General features: G+C 42.4%; 15 protein-coding genes. 7 read left to right on the top strand and 8 right to left on the bottom strand.

Features of this window, described 5'->3' with window-relative positions; genetic code table 11:
* Positions 1 to 125: 125 nt before the first annotated feature.
* Genes KF839_RS03125 through rsmA form a run of 4 tightly spaced genes read left to right on the top strand, consistent with a single transcriptional unit; the run spans position 126 to position 5,457 of the window.
* Positions 126 to 2,321, top strand: coding sequence for an LPS-assembly protein LptD (locus KF839_RS03125; RefSeq protein WP_292916369.1), 2,196 nt, complete (start codon positions 126 to 128; stop codon positions 2,319 to 2,321).
* A gap of 39 nt (positions 2,322 to 2,360) precedes the next feature.
* A complete protein-coding gene (locus tag KF839_RS03130; protein WP_292916370.1) occupies positions 2,361 to 3,686 on the top strand; it encodes a peptidylprolyl isomerase in 1,326 nt (441 codons plus the stop codon).
* Entirely contained in the window at positions 3,683 to 4,681 is a 999-nt protein-coding gene (gene pdxA, locus KF839_RS03135) for a 4-hydroxythreonine-4-phosphate dehydrogenase PdxA (protein ID WP_292916371.1), read from the top strand. Before KF839_RS03130 ends, pdxA begins: the two co-directional genes overlap by 4 nt.
* A gap of 2 nt (positions 4,682 to 4,683) precedes the next feature.
* Positions 4,684 to 5,457 (top strand): 16S rRNA (adenine(1518)-N(6)/adenine(1519)-N(6))-dimethyltransferase RsmA, encoded by a 774-nt coding sequence (rsmA, locus tag KF839_RS03140; RefSeq protein WP_292916506.1) that lies wholly within the window; start codon positions 4,684 to 4,686, stop codon positions 5,455 to 5,457.
* Positions 5,458 to 5,464: 7 nt separating this feature from the next.
* Here rsmA and KF839_RS03145 read toward each other — a convergent pair whose 3' ends face one another.
* From KF839_RS03145 to KF839_RS03180, 8 genes are all read right to left on the bottom strand, one after another.
* Positions 5,465 to 6,244 carry a flagellar brake protein gene (locus KF839_RS03145; RefSeq protein WP_292916372.1) on the bottom strand — a complete coding sequence of 260 codons (780 nt, stop codon included), beginning with the start codon at positions 6,242 to 6,244 and terminating at the stop codon, positions 5,465 to 5,467.
* A 2-nt stretch (positions 6,245 to 6,246) separates the two neighbouring features.
* Positions 6,247 to 6,576 carry an EscU/YscU/HrcU family type III secretion system export apparatus switch protein gene (locus tag KF839_RS03150; protein WP_292916373.1) on the bottom strand — a complete coding sequence of 110 codons (330 nt, stop codon included), beginning with the start codon at positions 6,574 to 6,576 and terminating at the stop codon, positions 6,247 to 6,249.
* On the bottom strand, positions 6,563 to 7,618 hold the full coding sequence (gene fliK / locus KF839_RS03155; RefSeq protein ID WP_292916374.1) for a flagellar hook-length control protein FliK: 1,056 nt from the start codon (positions 7,616 to 7,618) through the stop codon (positions 6,563 to 6,565). The genes KF839_RS03150 and fliK overlap by 14 nt, the downstream gene beginning before the upstream one ends.
* A 65-nt stretch (positions 7,619 to 7,683) precedes the next feature.
* Positions 7,684 to 8,016: a flagellar protein FliT gene (locus tag KF839_RS03160; protein WP_292916375.1), complete on the bottom strand. Its 333-nt coding sequence runs from the start codon at positions 8,014 to 8,016 to the stop codon at positions 7,684 to 7,686.
* A 24-nt stretch (positions 8,017 to 8,040) separates the two neighbouring features.
* Positions 8,041 to 8,466, bottom strand: a complete 426-nt coding sequence (fliS, locus tag KF839_RS03165) for a flagellar export chaperone FliS (protein ID WP_292916376.1) — start codon at positions 8,464 to 8,466, stop codon at positions 8,041 to 8,043.
* Positions 8,467 to 8,517: 51 nt separating this feature from the next.
* On the bottom strand, positions 8,518 to 10,488 hold the full coding sequence (fliD, locus tag KF839_RS03170; RefSeq protein ID WP_292916377.1) for a flagellar filament capping protein FliD: 1,971 nt from the start codon (positions 10,486 to 10,488) through the stop codon (positions 8,518 to 8,520).
* A 25-nt stretch (positions 10,489 to 10,513) separates the two neighbouring features.
* Positions 10,514 to 10,864, bottom strand: coding sequence for a flagellar protein FlaG (locus KF839_RS03175; RefSeq protein ID WP_292916378.1), 351 nt, complete (start codon positions 10,862 to 10,864; stop codon positions 10,514 to 10,516).
* An 87-nt stretch (positions 10,865 to 10,951) separates the two neighbouring features.
* The gene (locus KF839_RS03180) at positions 10,952 to 12,403 is read right to left on the bottom strand and encodes a flagellin N-terminal helical domain-containing protein (protein WP_292916379.1); all 1,452 of its coding nucleotides are present in this window, start codon (positions 12,401 to 12,403) and stop codon (positions 10,952 to 10,954) included.
* A gap of 297 nt (positions 12,404 to 12,700) precedes the next feature.
* Between KF839_RS03180 and KF839_RS03185 the strand changes: the two genes are divergently transcribed.
* From KF839_RS03185 to KF839_RS03195, 3 genes are all read left to right on the top strand, one after another.
* A complete protein-coding gene (locus KF839_RS03185) occupies positions 12,701 to 14,263 on the top strand; it encodes a hybrid sensor histidine kinase/response regulator (protein ID WP_292916380.1) in 1,563 nt (520 codons plus the stop codon).
* A 16-nt stretch (positions 14,264 to 14,279) separates the two neighbouring features.
* Complete coding sequence (locus KF839_RS03190) at positions 14,280 to 14,912, top strand: response regulator (protein ID WP_292916381.1); 633 nt, start codon at positions 14,280 to 14,282, stop codon at positions 14,910 to 14,912.
* A gap of 135 nt (positions 14,913 to 15,047) precedes the next feature.
* On the top strand, positions 15,048 to 16,760 hold the full coding sequence (locus tag KF839_RS03195) for a GGDEF domain-containing protein (RefSeq protein WP_292916382.1): 1,713 nt from the start codon (positions 15,048 to 15,050) through the stop codon (positions 16,758 to 16,760).
* The last annotated feature ends 28 nt before the right edge of the window (positions 16,761 to 16,788 follow it).

Below are 16,788 nucleotides of genomic sequence, written 5' to 3' on the forward strand. Positions count from 1 at the left end.
CAATGGCTTGTAAATTAATTAATAAGATCCGCTAAATGTTGATAGGATTCTGATCCAAACATTGGATAACAAGTGAAGCATGCAATTACACCCATTCAATCGGGATTCTCAACGTTAGTGTCAGAATGAATATACGATTCTTTCACAGTATACTCATCCCGGTTTTCCTGCTGATCTTGCCACTGACGGGTTGGAGCCAACGATCCTCTGATCCGGTGGTGAGTGAAAAGAAGCCTATCGTTAAACCTCAAAAGAAGCCTGTGTTAATCGAAGCGGACCACATCAAAGGTTATTATAAGCAAGAAATCGAGGCGACAGGAAATGCCGTGCTGCATCATGGTGATAATGTGTTAACCGCTGACCGGATGAAATATTATGAACAATCCGAGGATACGGAAGTAGAGGGAAATATCCGCCTGGAACGGCCTAAGGATGTGCTGCAAGGCAAACACCTCGAACTCAATATGAAAACTGAGGTGGGGCAATTAACCGAGCCGCATTATTCGATGAAGACCGGAGAAGGTCGAGGTGCCGGTGATATGCTTTTTTTTGAAGGTAAAGACCACTATCGAGTGAAGGAGACCAGTTATACAACATGTCCGGAAGGCAATCATGATTGGTATTTGCGTGCCGAAGAGCTGGAAATCGATAACAAAAAGGAAGTTGGAACAGCCCGGCATGTCAAGGTGGTATTTAAAGATACGCCCATTTTGTATTCACCGTGGATAGATTTTTCTTATAGCGGACAGCGGAAATCGGGATTGCTCGCACCGGTTGCCGGTTATAACGCCAGAACGGGTTTTGATATGGGGCTTCCCGTTTATTTGAATGTCGCACCGAATCTGGATGCTACGATTACTCCTCGTATCATGACAATGCGCGGTTTTCTGCTCAGTAATGAGTTGCGTTATATCGGTAGCAATAATATGAATGGTAATTTGTTATTCGATATTCTTCCGCATGATATCCATACGAATCAAACCCGCTGGGGTATTTTGTACACACATACGCAAAGCCTTGCTAACGGCTGGCGTGGTTTCCTGAATTATAATCAAGTATCGGATGATCGTTATTTCCGCGAACTGACCCCGAATCTGGCGCAAACCAGCTTGACCAACTTATCGCAACAAGGCGGTTTCACTTATAACGGACGATTGGGACATGATGGTGTGGTCCATTTCACCGGTTTTGCGCAGCGTTTCCAAACATTGCAAGATCGTTCCGCGCTATTTGTTTCTCCCTACGAGCGGCTTCCTCATTTTTCCTTAAATGCAGCGAAATATAATGTCGGGAAATTAGATTTTGAGCTGCAGAGCAGTTGGACGAACTTCTATCACCCGACACTGGTCGACGGCAATCGGACGATACTGTATCCCACGGTCAGCGCACCCCTGCGGAATGAGTTTGGTTTCATTACGCCGAAATTCGGTTTGCACTACACGCATTATAATCTTGCTGCACCAGTCGGTGACAAAGGGGAAAATGTCGACCGGGCTGTTCCAATTGTAAGCTTGGATAGCGGAATTGCATTTGACCGGCAACTGAAAATGGGCGGTAGGGATTTTTTGCAAACATTGGAACCACGCTTATTTTATGTTTATGCACCTTACCGCAATCAAAGCTTTTTGCCGAATTTTGATTCCGCGGTCAATGACTTCAGTTTTGCCCAAATCCTGACTGAGAATCGCTTCAGCGGCGGTGACCGGATCAATGATGCGAACCGGACGGTACTGGCTTTAACGTCGCGGTTTATTGAAAAAGAGACAGGTATCGAGTATTTGCGTGTTGCCGTGGGGCAGCAAATCAATTTTACGGATCCACGAATTAGCTTGCCGTTTCCGCAGGTAACCAGTGGCAGAAATGATTTTGTTGCTGCGATATCCGGCCGTCTGACTCCAACGCTTAGTACCGATTCCAATATTCAGATGGACGAATCCAGGGGGTGGGTGGAAAAAGTCCGCAGTGGTATCAGTTATCAGCCGGAACCGGGAAAAGTGCTTAATTTTGGTTATCGTTTTTCCCGTGAAGTGTTGGAGCAGGTTGATACGTCATTTCAGTGGCCGCTTTACGGGAACTGGCATGGTGTGACGCGGGTCAATTATTCGCTGAAGGATGACAAGATTCTTGCGGGCTTGGCCGGACTTGAGTATAGCGCCTGCTGCTGGGCGCTTAGACTTGTCATGCAACGATTGACAACGGCAACGCAAACGACTACGACGGCATTTTTTGTGCAACTGGAACTGAAAGGTTTGATGGGGATCGGCAACAATCCATTGCAAGTATTGCAACAAAGTATCCCGGGTTATACCAGCGTTCATTGATTCGGTTTATTGCAATCTTTCTACAAGTACCACTATTTTATGCGTAAGAGATTCAATTTCTGCATTTTCCTTTTATTTACCAGCATCTTTTCTATACCTATCAGCGCTCAAGAACTGGCATTTATTCCTGCGGCGGCTAAGCCAATCAATCATATCGTTGCGGTGGTTAACGAAGATGTCGTGACCCGTCAGGAACTTAACGAAGCAATTAAAATGACGGTTGCCCGATTGCAGCAGCAAGGGGCGCGCATTCCTGAACAGCAAGCTTTAGAAAGTCAAGTACTGGAATCGGTGATTACAAAACACATTCAACTGCAACATGCTAAGGAAGTAGGATTGTCTGTTGCTGAAAGCGAGGTGGATGAAACTATTCAGCGTATTGCCGAAGAGAACAAGTTGTCTCTTCCAGAGTTTTATACCGCACTGGAACATGAAGGTGTCAGTCATAGCAAGTTTCGTGAGGAAATTCGTGACGAACTAACAATGACAAGACTCAAGGAGAGGGAAGTTAAGAACCAAGTGAATGTGACAGAAGGGGAAGTCGACAATTATTTGCATACCCAAGAAACGAGTAGCGAAGGTCAGGAAGAGTTTCGATTGGCGCATGTGATGATTCTGGTTACAGAGAATATGAATAATGCCCAAATAGAACAGAGAGCTGAAAGGGCGGAAATGGCGTTGACGAAACTGAAAGAAGGAGCGGATTTTGCGCAGGTAGTCGCAGAATTCTCAGATGCGGCGGATGCCAGGACCGGAGGTATTATCGAATGGCGTCCGGTTACTCAATTGGGGCCGTCTTTTGCACAATTACTGGAGCCGATGAAACAAGATGAAATCACACCGGTTATCCAAAGTCCGAATGGTTTCCACATATTCAAATTACTGGGTAGACGCGCTCAGGAAGTACCGACAGTCATTATTGATCAAACCCATGCCCGTCATGTGTTGATAAAAATTAACGAGTTGACATCGGAGAGCGAAGGAAAGCAAAAAATTCTAGCGATTAAAAAGCGGCTAGATAATGGCGAAAATTTCGAAGAAGTCGCGAAGCTCTATTCGGAGGATTCCAGCGCTTCAGTCGGTGGCGATCTCGGTTGGCTTTCACCGGGTGATACCGTGCCTGATTTCGAACACGCTATGAATGAATTGTTGCCGGGGCAGATCAGTGAACCTGTGAGAACACAATTCGGCTGGCATTTGATCCAAGTGTTGGAACGCCGCTCGCAGGATATCAGCCTCGACCGGCGCCGCCAGGCGGCGCGTCAGGCAATACGCGCCCGAAAGGCGGATGTGGTTATTCAGGAGTGGTTAAGGCAGTTACGTGACCAAGCCTACGTGGAATATCGTCTGGATGAAGAACTGTGAGCGATCAATTTGTTCCTACGCTGGCACTGACGGCTGGAGAGCCCGCCGGTATCGGTCCCGATTTATGCGTACAAATAGCTCAACAGCCTTTGCCATGCAGATTGGTGGTTATAGCGGATGGCGATATGTTGCTGGAACGCGCGCGGCAACTCAAATTGCCTTTGGAACTTATTGATGTTGCGACAGTTACCCCGGCTCAACATCAACCAGGTAGTTTACAGTTTCTGCATATCTCATTGTCTGAGCGAGCGATAGCGGGTGAGTTGAATTGCGCTAATGCCCGCTATGTATTAACAACATTGCAGTGTGCTGTCACCGCTTGTCAAACAGGCGCAATGCATGGCATGGTGACGGCGCCTGTACATAAAGGGGTGATTAATGATGCTGGCATTCATTTTTCAGGCCACACTGAATATTTAGCCGGGTTGACACAAAGTTCTGTGGTAATGATGCTGGTGGGCGGTAACATGCGGGTAGCATTGGCAACGACCCATTTGCCGCTCAAGGATGTTGCGGCTGCTATTACTGCCGATTGTATTGAAAGTAAGTTGCGCATCATACAGCGCGACTTGATATCATGGTTTGGAATTGATACACCGCGTATTGCCGTGGCGGGGCTTAATCCGCATGCAGGTGAGTCTGGTCACTTGGGTCGAGAAGAAATTGATGTAATAATCCCCGTACTGAATCAATTGCGTTCGGAGGGTATGCAGGTGATCGGCCCAATTCCTGCTGACACCTTGTTTAGTCCGATATATCTCAAACATTACGATTGCGTTTTTACAATGTATCACGATCAGGGACTGCCGGTATTAAAGCATGCCAGTTTTGGTGAAGGTGTCAACATCACACTTGGATTACCCATCATTCGCACATCGGTTGATCATGGCACTGCCTTAGAGTTGGCTGGCACCGGACGAGCCAACGCCGGAAGCTTGCTGGCAGCGATAGAGTTGGCTGTCCAATTAGCGAGAAATCAGGTTTTTTCCAAGTGATTATGCGGCATAAGGCACGCAAACGGTTTGGTCAGAATTTTTTAATCGATCAGTCCATTATTGCGAAGATAATCGCAGAGATTCATCCTCAAAAAAACGATCGTATTATCGAAATTGGCCCTGGGCTAGGTGCATTAACCAAGTCTTTAATCCGGATGGTCGACCATTTGGATGTGATAGAGATTGATCGCGATATTGCGGCTAGACTGCATGATGAGTTTGCAAGGGATAAATTGACTATTTATACGTCGGATGCACTCAGATTCGATTTTGCCAGTTTAGGCAATAATCTAAGAATTGTCGGCAATTTACCTTATAACATCTCAACTCCTTTGTTATTCCATTTGAGCCAATTTAAGGAACATGTTTTCGATATGCATTTCATGTTGCAGAAGGAAGTGGTTGAACGCATGGTGGGCGCCCCCGATTCTTCCAATTATGGCCGACTCTCGGTCATGTTGCAGTATCGTTTTGATATGGAGTATATCCTTGATGTTCCGCCTGAATCTTTTAGTCCCATGCCTAAAGTTGAATCGGCTGTAGTTCGTATGACCCCTAAGACAAAATTCATTATAAAAGCCGCTAATGAAGACTTGTTTTCACAGATTGTCTCAGCGGCATTTTCTCTGCGGCGTAAGACCCTTCGAAATGCTTTGTATCACTATTTGAAGGCAGAAGATTTTATAGCATTGGAGATCGATTCCAGGGCGCGCGCTGAAAATTTGCCTTTAGAGAAATTTGTTGCGATAACAAACTATCTGAGTCATAAAGATTAATCCGCAATCATTTATTTTTTCTTATTTGCTCTTGCTTTATGATATATCGCTGAATCAATGTTTGCATATTCCCTTTGAGCTCAATAAACTGACAGCCGGCGCGAAAGCAGTTTTGACCACTGCGCAATGTAATTTCATACGTGTTTTTTACCTGGATACTAACCGTGATAGTGCCAACTTCTGGAAGTGCAATCTGACAATTGTTATAAATGGTTCCTGGTTCAAAATTGATAACAGGATGTTGATCAATAACGGCAATACCACCGCAGCTAATATCGAGTAATGCGACTTCCGCTTTAGAAGAATTGGTTCCAGGAATAGGAATAACGCATTTCAGTGGCTTTGCAATCGGTGTTGTAATACGAAAATGACTTCTGCGTTGGATGCGTAGTAGCGACTCTGGTATGTTTATCGCAAAAGCATCTTGTCCTTCAAATTGTAATTTTCTAACTTGGTTACAGACAAATTCTATTTTTACCCTGTTTTGTGTGGTGACTATAGCCAATTTTTCAGACTGCAGCGCTTTCTGGCAACATTTTTCATTAGCGCCATAATCAATGATCATTTGTTTTTTATCAGGATAAATTGCGAGGATTGATGACAGAATGAAATCACTATCGTAATTGGGGTAGACAGTGATTAGGGAATTTGCTTGCATTATCTCTCTAAGAATAAAGAGAATATCAATTTCCGAATGAATCCGGAAATTTTCATCGTTTTCTTCCTGTGTAAATTGCGTTGGTTCTAATACTGAAGAAGTTTCGGGTTTCGGATTTAGAATTTGCATAACTATTTACTCCCAAGTATTTTTTGTATAGCTGTTGTATCAGTACTATGAGTAGTTAATGGATTTGATTTTGCTTGTTCCAGACGATAGAGCCACGCAAGCAGTTCTGCAACGGCAACATAAAGTTGCGGAGGAATGCGATCATCTAGATTCACCTGCATCAATAATGAAACTAATTCGCTGGACTCATGAACATAAATACCGGCTTCTTTGGCGCGCTTAATAATTTCTTGAGCAATCATGCCACGCCCTTTCGCAACGACTTTGGGCGCAACTTGTCCTTCTCGATAAGCGAGTGCTACGGCGGTTAAATGTGATTCATTTCGTTCCATTGTACTGAACCTCAACCGATTGAATATTCAATCCGGCTGATTTTAGATCTGAGGTGAACGGAGTCTGATTAATCTTCAGAAGATCGGCTGTGCTAGGTTCTGATGCATGCAAATCAATCTTGACGCCTTGTGAATTGAATCCAATTGTGGCAACGATCTCGCCAAGTTGCGGCATAGTTAGTTTTATTTTCGTACGCCATTGCTCAATATTTTCATACTCATCAGTATGTTCATCATTTTGAGATTGCTCATCAATTTCCCATTCCATCAATTGTCCTTGCCAGATTTCTCCTCGCCATAATAAATGTCCGGTTTCAAGTGTGTTAAGTTGATGCTGAACCAGTGGAATTATCTGATTATGCACGGGCATATCAGAACTCGAAGCCGTTGTGGCGCTCGTCCTAGTTGATGATGGATCCATTGATAGCACCATCAATTTTCCTTGTGGTTCTTGTTGTAAATTTTCAAGCTTTTTTTCTCCATTGATCCATTGTGCTTGATGTGATTCATAGAATAATCCACTTTGTGTAATTGTTTTTTGCAATAAACCGGGTAATTCAGTCCTATTTATTGGATTTCCAGTCAGAATGGGGGTCGAACTGCTAATGGAAGGAGAGTTGGTTGTATGCAATAAGGAGGATGGTTTGGTTGCGGTTGGTTCCAAAACATCTTTTATAAGATTACCAAGGAATTTCCCCGTAGAACTGATTGATATGTCTTTCTCGGTTTCAGCGAGTGATTCATTTAAGAGAAGAAATTTTAGTTTTGATTCTTGTGGGCTAAAAACGAGTTCTAGTTTGTTCCCTGGTTGTAAATATTCAGGTAAACGCATTTGCAAACGCTGACCATCTACCAGAATCTGCGAATTTCCATTTTGTAAGCGTGCTTCTATTACTGCTTGATATTTTTCTCCCGGTATAAATTCATTTGCAATACTTGCGACAGGAGGGATCGCCGTAACTGGTGAGGTTGCAGATGTAATAGACTTTAATTGAGACGAAGTGACATTGGGTATTTCGATTTTTGGGATCGAAGGAATCACGGCAGTTTATCTTTCTTGAGTCAATTAAATCTGGTAGTAGTTATTTACTTGGATGATTATAGACATCATAAGCTCAGGGGTTGATAGGCTTGTTGTAAGCTGTATGTGTGATCTTTTGTATTCAACATATCTTCAAGTTTTTTCAACCAAGGCTCTGTGATTGCTTTAATTTGAGCATCATCTGCTAGGATTTGATGAATTATTTTTACTTTTGCCTGGAGGAGTTCTTCATCCAAGATAGGTTCCGGGTCATTCTCAATCAATAGCTCAGTCAATTGTCTGCACTCTTGTTCAAGTTTGGTCAATTGCTCCCATTCACTATTTTGGGCAGCAATTAACATTTTTCCGGTAGTTGCTAATATCGCGTTATAAGTCATGAGTGTTTGTGTGCTATTCATTGTACGGCGGCCTTTTTTCAAATACTATTTATCAAGCGGCGATTCTTTTTGAGTTTCTGCGAATTCTCCAATCTCTTTCCATGCACTATAGAGTTCAGATAAAAGCTTATTTACCTCGGTAATTTTTTCTATACTATTCTGAACATTGGCGACTAATAGTTGGTGCGCCATGTAATCATAAAGTGCTTGTAATTTTATTGCTAAGTCTCCGCCAGCATTCATATCAAGACTGGCTTTCAATCCGTGGTCAATAATCATGATGGCTTTTGAGATCATTTGTCCTTTTTCCGCAATCTCATTATGTTGCATATGCATTTTTGCTCTATTTAGAGCTTCTTGTGCGCCTTCAAATAGCATTAGAATAAGCTTGTATGGATTAGCAGACTCAACGCTTGTTTCAATACCGATACGTTGGTAGGCAGAAATGGCAGAGTTTGTAGTCGAATACATATTGTTTCTCCTCACATCGTGTAAGACTCATGCTTCTTCAAGTTTAATTGTTTAAGTTGTACTTGGAAGTTTGGATAATTGCTGCTGTAAGAAATTACTCGTTTGAGTCATGCTGGCAATCGTTGCATCAAGAGTGGTGAATTGTGCGCGTACGCGTTTTTCAATATTCTCGAGTCGCAATTGCAATTTCTCACGCTGTGCTTCAATGTCTTTAATCGATGTATTGATTCCGTCAATGCGGCTGTCTATTAGTTTTCCCGTCAACATTCCATCCACTATTTTATTTAGTTTCTGGGCAAAACCATGTGCAAAGTCAATTTCTCCTCGACTGCCTGTGCTGCCTCCGGTGATTTTTAGAATCAAGCCGCTACTTTCCGCAGCACCAGTTAGGGTTTGACCGGAGCCTGTTGCAACAACGCCGTTAATTGTTCCTGCAACATCGCTTCCAGTGATTTCTACGGAAGTGCCGAAGAGATCCGCTTTTCCATTACCTCCAGTTATTTGTACGGATGATTCGGAGCCATATTTATTGGAAGTAACCGTCAAGATTCCAGAAGATTGACTGGCTGCTACTTTTAATCCCGCTGATGATATTGCGGATGCTCCATTGATTCTGGATTGAATTTCCGCTGCAAGAGAAGTTGCAGTATAGGTGCCCGCTGCAATCGTGATATTGGCATTAATCCCATCAATTGCGAAACTTAATGAATCATTGACTCCCGCGTTGATAGTTAGCGCTGCGGCAGTGCTACCTATAGCCGTACCGTGTGTCGCAATTTGAGTGATATTTAGAGCATACTTGCCATTGACTGTATTGGAATCTGACCCGGCGAACGAAACAAGACTGTCGCTCGTCTTTCCCACTGAAGCAAATAATGTTGAAACATCTTTAGTCGGATCGCTTAAAACTTGAGTTAGTTTACTGGAATCAAATTTTAGCGTTCCGTCTGCTTGAAATGAAACCCCCACTTCTGATAATAAGCTGAGGCCGCCTCCGGCTGAAGTCAATGGATCAGAGATTGCTTGGCGAATCTGGGTTTGCACCGAACGAACTGTTGAATCCCCAGTTAAAATGGAAGCCTTTTTAGTTGCAGCATCATATTTTGAAACATCGACAATTGTTTTATTTAAATCGTTATACGCTTTAACAAATGCGGATATTGCGCTATTAATACCAGCAGTATCTCGTGTTAAATTTAAAGTTGTGGTGGTACCAGCATTTGCTTTCAATAGATCGAGTGTAACACCTTCAATAGCATCCGTAATTGTATTACTGGCTTTATTGATTGCAATACCATCAATGACCAATGAAGCATTACTGGCGGCAACTGTCTCAGTCATGTTAGTTGTGCCACCTGTTGAGACATCGTACGCAAGCTGTGATAAACCTGCATTATCAGTATTGTTTAGATCATTGTCGCTTGTGGTTATTTTTAGCGCATTACTTAAACCAGTTTCATTAGAAGCAATTACTAAACGATTGCCCGAGCCATCATTGATAATGCTGGCGGTTACGCCTGCCTTGGCCTGGTTAATTGCATCCCGAATGCCAGCAAGCGAAGAATTTCCAGATGAAATGGTTATTGATTCTGCAGATTTCTCAGGATTGAGAACAAATGAGCCACCACTATATGTACCAAATTGTATAGTAAGAACCCCGCTTCCAATGGTTGCGTCAGTTGTGGAGAAATTGGCGGATTTTAATTTTTGAGCTTGTGCCAGAGCTTGAATCTCAACCGAGTGATTCCCGATGGCTGCAGCGGATGTTGCACTTACGTTTGCTAGCGTGTTATCGGCAATACTAGCTGTCATCGCGGTAAATTTTGCCGGACTTGACAGTGCGGTAAGACTACCTTGAAAGGAAGATAGTGCACCCTTCAGGCTACCAAAAGCAGTCAATTGAGTTTGTTGCTTGGCTTCTTTGCTATCAAGCGCAGTAAGTGGTTGGCTTTCCGCTGTCATTATTTGACTAACGATGCCATTAATATCTAAACCTGATCCGATTCCGGGTGATGAAAGCATTTCAGAGCTCTGTCTATGTTTAAATTTAAGCTTTACCGTTGAATAGTAAGCCTTGTACCTTGTCTAGTGTGCGTGCTATCTCGATAGCTTCCTCTGTCGGAATCTGTCGAATGACTTCTTCAGTATGCACATCCACTACTTTGATAATTGTTTTTCCAGTATCTTCATCAATCGAGAACTGCAAATTTTGTGCCAAATTATTTACAGTTCCTTGAATTTTATGAACAGCTTGCTTTATTTGTTCTGCAGATTCTGCACCACCAATTCTTGATTCAATAGCAGGGTTTCCCGTATTTGAAGAAGATGCTTTTTGGGCGATTGTTGTTAATGATGGAACTGGTGATGGATTTGTTCCATTTAATTGACTAATAGTCATAATATGACTCCTTATTGCTGAAAGAACCTAAATTCTTTCTGATTCAGTGCTCTTTCAGCTTTATTTGTTGCATTATTACTGTTGTTCTTAACGTAACAACGAAAGTACGTTATTAGGGAGCGAATTAGCTTGTGCTAGTATCGCAACACCGGCTTGTTGCAGTATCTGTCCACGTGTTAGGTTAGCTGATTCTGCTGCGAAGTCAGCATCTTGAATTCGGCTACGAGAAGCAGAGAGATTTTCCGATGCAGTTTGCAGGTTTGCGATTGTCGAACTAAAACGATTCTGGATAGCACCCAGATCACCGCGTGAGCTGTTAATGGCTTTTAACGCTTCATCCAATGTTCTGATTGCTGTCTGAGCATTAGCTGCGGTTGATATATCCAGAGTGGCGACAGAATTGAAGGAACTGGTGGTAGCTCCAAATTCCGTTGCATTTGAGCCAGCCGCAGTAATTTGTCCATTAGAGCTAGTGAGTTCAACGGTACCGGTGATAGTTGTTGAGTCATTACCACCACTGGTTAGCGTTCTTGTGGTTGAGCCAGCAGTGACGTCAGCAGTTATAACGCCATTCGTGAAATCTGATAAATCAATGTCTCTACCATCTGCTGTTGATAGTGTTATTACTGATTTATCTGTTGCAGAAGCGAATGAAGCGGTGATGCCGGTTGTGGATTGCAATCCATTTATGGCTGAAGCCAAGCCGCTCAGGTCTGCAGTGTCGGTAACTGTAGCAGAAACTGTGCTGCCGTTTAATGTCATGGCGACGGTACCGGTTCCTGATAAATTACCGAGTGTGGCGCTGTTGGATGCGGTTGCAGTGATGCCGATACCGGAAGCAGCTGAATTAATAGCAGCAGCGATGGCTTTAGCATCGGCGCCTGCAGCATAGCTAATGTTACCGGTGACTCCTTTATTGTTGGCAAGCGTTAAGCCGGCTTCTACTGCAACACCATTAGCGGCAGAAGCAGCGGCAGCAGCAGTTGCGGTGCCCATTGCCGTACCATTAGTGCTCAGAATATGACTACCTAATGCAGTAGCTCTTGCATCAGAAATCGATGCGATGTTGATAGTTTGGTTTGCGTTAGCACCGACTTGGAAGCTTTGATTCAAGAACGAACCGTCGAGCAAATTCAAACCGTTAAATTGGGTTTGGCTGGCAACACGAGTAACCTCGGCACTTAATTGAGAAGCTTCAGCTTGGAGTGAAGCTCGATCACCGGCGCTATTGGTTGCATTTGCAGCTTGTACAGCCAATTCACGGATACGTTGCAAGTTTGATCCAATTTCACCTAAAGCACCTTCAGCTGTTTGTGAAAGAGAGATACCATCATTTGCATTGCGAACGGCTTGATTTAAACCGCGAATTTGTGAAGTCATTCTTTCCGAAATTGCAAGACCTGCCGCGTCATCTTTTGCGCTGTTAATGCGTAGACCAGAAGATAAGCGCGTCAATGAAGTGTTTAATGCATTTTGTGAATTGTTAAGGTTACGTTGTGCATTTAATGAGGCGACATTAGAGTTAATAATTTGTGGCATTTGGGTTCTCCTTTTTCATAACTATTTCGTTTAGGCACTATTGCCTTTAATACGCTGGCATGCCCCGCAATCCAAGAGGGTATACAACCACCGTTGCTTGCAGTTATCGGACAGCGATTTTAAAAGTTTAGGAATTTACCTGTTTGGTTGTTATCTAATACTTGAATTAATAACGGTAATTCATGGTATAAAGCATTTCCTAAATTATAATTTCTTTGTAAAACCGAAAGATTATTCAGGCAGTTATTATAGAAATTGCTTCTTAATGTGATTTGGCATTAATGGATGAAGAACTATATGATTAGTGACGCGGCATTAAAGGTCTTAATGGTTGAAATCTCGAGTGAGGATGAGCATCGGATAAGGGAAATTCTCGCGGAAGGTGGTTTCCGAATTGACTATATTTGTGTTGATACGAAGAAAGCCTTAGAAGATGCTCTTCAAACGCGAACCTGGGATGTGGTTCTATCAGAAAATAATTTGCCGCGACTTGGTGCGAAACAAGTTATTGATATTGTAAAAAAGAATAAAGTCGATATTCCATTGATAGTGGTATCCAATCATGTCAGTGATGAAGTAGTGGAACATCTGATGGCATTGGGTGCCTATGATTTCTTGACGAAAGCGAATTTGGCTAAACTGGTTCCAGTGATACGACGAAGCATCAACGAATCTAAGAACTATCAACGATTTATTTCAACGCAATCTGCACTGCAAAAAAGCGAGGAGCTTTTTCAAGCTATTACATCCAATCTTCCTGGTGTTGTTTTTCAATTCCAACTGAGCACTAATCACCAAGCAAGCTTTTTATATGTCAGTGATGCCAGTGAAACGCTGTTGGGATTATCACCGCATATGCTAATTAGTGCCCCCGGCTTATTTACAGAATTAATTTTGACCGATGATAGAGTTTTTTATGATCAATTAATGATGATATCCGCTAAGCAGCTTTCAACCTGGAATTGGGAGGGGTGTATTCAAGTTAAAGGGGATAGTGATATTAAATGGATTAGCTTACGAGCAACACCCCGCAGAATGTCGGATGGTGTGACGCTTTGGGATGGTATCATGATAAATATTACGCGCAATAAGTTGGCCGAGCGCGAGATTGCACGTTCCCGCGAACAGCTTGCAGAATTATCTTCATACTTGCAGAAAGTCAAAGAACAGGAACGCGCCAGGATTGCAAGAGAAATCCATGATGATATCGGAGGAACGTTGACAGCTATTAAGTGTGAATTGTTTCCCTTCCTGGATACAGCGGCCAGGCCGGTTGATTTTTATCAACAGAAAGCAAAATCTATAGAATTGCTTGTTGATCGTGTAATTGATAGTACGCGACGAATTTCATTAGACTTACGGCCTGGAATTCTTGACTGCGGAATTGTTGCGGCCGTGCAATGGCAAGCCAAAGAGTTTAGTAATCGGACGAGTATTGTGTGCCGAGTATCATGCAGCAGCGATGAAATTTCATTAGATTCTGATCTCTCGATTGCAATTTTCAGAATTTTCCAGGAGACTCTTACAAATATTTCTAAACATGCAAGCGCAACGCATATTCAAGTCAAATTGGTTGAATTAGACAAAGTGGTTTTGCTCGAAGTAATAGATAATGGTCGAGGAATTACTGATCTCGACTTGGAAAAACATGAATCTTTTGGGATTCGTGGGATGCGTGAACGTTGCCAACAATTAAAAGGAAATTTTCACATCGTGGGAGAACCGAGGAAAGGCACCAAAGTAACGATTTTAATTCCGACCGAGAATTTAGAGCCTGAATATATGACTGAATCCAAAGATGAGATAGAATTATCCAAACCTGAGATACTGAAAGTAAGAAAGAGAGCTATGAAACGCTGAGAAACCGGGAGGTTACATGATAAGCGTGATGATAGCCGATGATCATGCAATAGTTCGTCAAGGTTTAAAACAAATACTGAGTGAGACTGATGATATTAAGGTTACCGGCGAGGCGGAAACAGGTTTTCAAGCAATCAAAATTGCTCGGCAGCAGGATTTTGATGTTATGCTATTAGACATTTCTTTGCCCGATAGGAATGGTATAGAAATATTAAAACAAATAAAGAAAGACAAACCAAACTTGTCGGTACTCATGCTTAGTATGCATAACGAGCACGAGTTTGCAATTCGTGCTTTAAAAGCCGGAGCTTCCGGTTATCTCAATAAGCAAAGTGCGCCAGCGCAGCTTGTGATAGCAATACGTCAAGTTGCGACGGGTGACAAATATGTTAGCCCGGCAGTAGCACAAGAATTAGCCAACATCATTAATACAGATGTTGATAAGCCCCTATATACCACGTTATCCGACCGTGAATATCAAACTTTATGTTTTATCGCAGCAGGTAAAACGCTGTCAGAGATATCTGCGGAAATGTTTCTAAGTCCCAAAACGGTCAGTGTTTATCGTGCACGTTTACTTGAAAAACTTAAATTATCTAATAATTCAGAATTAATTCGCTATGCGATAAAGAATAAATTAGTGGAATAACTTTGAGTCGTCAGTGAAATCATTAGAATCATGTTGATGGTTTTCTGAATCATTCAAGATCAAGAAATCAGTGTTACAGTCGATATTTTTGCGAAGAATGTGTTATTTGAATATGTTTATTCTTTATTGTACTTTATGAAGCAGCTTAAAGATTCTAATCCTACTATCATCGCACGTGAGACATTACGTCAGTTAGCGGCACTCAAGATCCCCCCAACACCGGACAACTATTTTAGGCTTTATTATCAAATTTCAGGGAATTCCGGAGATAGTGCCGATTCGGTTGCTAATGTGGCAATAGGTTCTTTAAATCAGATGGATAATTCTGCATCCGAGACCACCTCTTGGGGAGAGACCATTGAAGCATTGTTAAAGCAATTAGAAAATAAACAGGGCACTTTAACAATTGCAAAAAAAAGAGAAGGAGTCAAACGAGTGCTTGCTAGGTTCTCGAAAGACTCGAAGCAATTACACAATAAGCTAAAAGCATTAGTGGATTCTTGGGGAGAGTCTAACGTATCGTCTCCTGAGTTAACAGAAATAGATCCACTTGAGAATTCTTCTGCTCAAGCTTCTCGTTTAGATGTTCAAAATACGCTAACTGAACAACCCACCTTAGAAAAAACCGAAATAGGTAATCCGTTTTCTGATCAATTGCGGGAATTAGTGTCGGAAATGCTCGAACATATCATTGCACAGCGGATTGACGATGCAATGTTGGCTGATGAGGTAAGAGCCTTGGCTCACCAGCTTCGGAAAATACAAAATAAATCGGAAATGGAGAGTTTTCTTGATATTTTTCGTAATCTTAACAACCGGATTGTTAATTATGATCAATGCGGAGACAAGTTGCAGCAAGGTTTGCTTAGATTGCTGAATATGCTGATGGATAGTACAGGTGAATTCTTGGCGGAAGATCAATGGATAGGTGCCAGAATCTGTCAGCTGCGAGAAACAATTGCTAAGCCATTAAATTCTCAAGTGATTGAGCAGGCTGGGCATTATTTGGAAGAAATTACGCAAAGACAAGAAATCGTCAAAAGTAGTCTAAGCGAAGCCAAAATAACCTTGAAGAAAATGGTTACTTCGCTAATTACCAATATTGAAGGACTCACCGATACGACGGACGGATATCAAGAGAAACTTGAGCAGTATGTTGAGAAGATAAGTAAAACCGATGATATTAAAGAACTGAACCAGTTGCTTGCGTTGATTATGGAAGAAACCAAGCAAATGCAGAAAAGCACATCCAGCTACCGAAATGATTTTTTAGCTGCTCGTGCAGAGGTCAGTTTAGCCCAGAGTAAGATCAACCAACTTGAAACAGAATTGCAAGCGATGGGTGAGAAGGTGCATGAAGATCATTTAACCGGGATATTGAATCGCCGGGGACTGGATAGCGCTTTCGAACGGGAAGCGGCACGGTCCAGCCGCCATCAGGTACCGTTATGTTTCGCCTTACTGGATATTGATAATTTTAAGCAACTGAATGATACGCATGGCCATAAGGTCGGCGATGATGCACTGGTTTATCTGGTTGAATCAGTTAAAGATACCACTCGTCCAGAGGATGTTGTATCACGCTATGGCGGTGAAGAGTTTGTCATCTTGTTACCTAATACGAATCTTGAAGAAGGTGTTCAAATTCTTTCCAGAATCCGGCGGAATTTGACAAAGAAATTTTTCTTGCATGAAAACAAACGCTTGTTAATTACTTTTAGTGCGGGCATTGCGCAACTTCATTCCGGAGAATCACAAGAAAGCATCTTTAAGCGTGCCGATGAAGCACTCTATCGAGCAAAGAAAAGCGGTAAGAATCAAATATTAACATCGGAATATGTTCTGTAACTCTTTGTTTTTAATTATTAACATAATG

Source organism: Nitrosomonas sp. (assembly GCF_019635155.1).
Classification (GTDB): Bacteria; Pseudomonadota; Gammaproteobacteria; order Burkholderiales; family Nitrosomonadaceae; genus Nitrosomonas.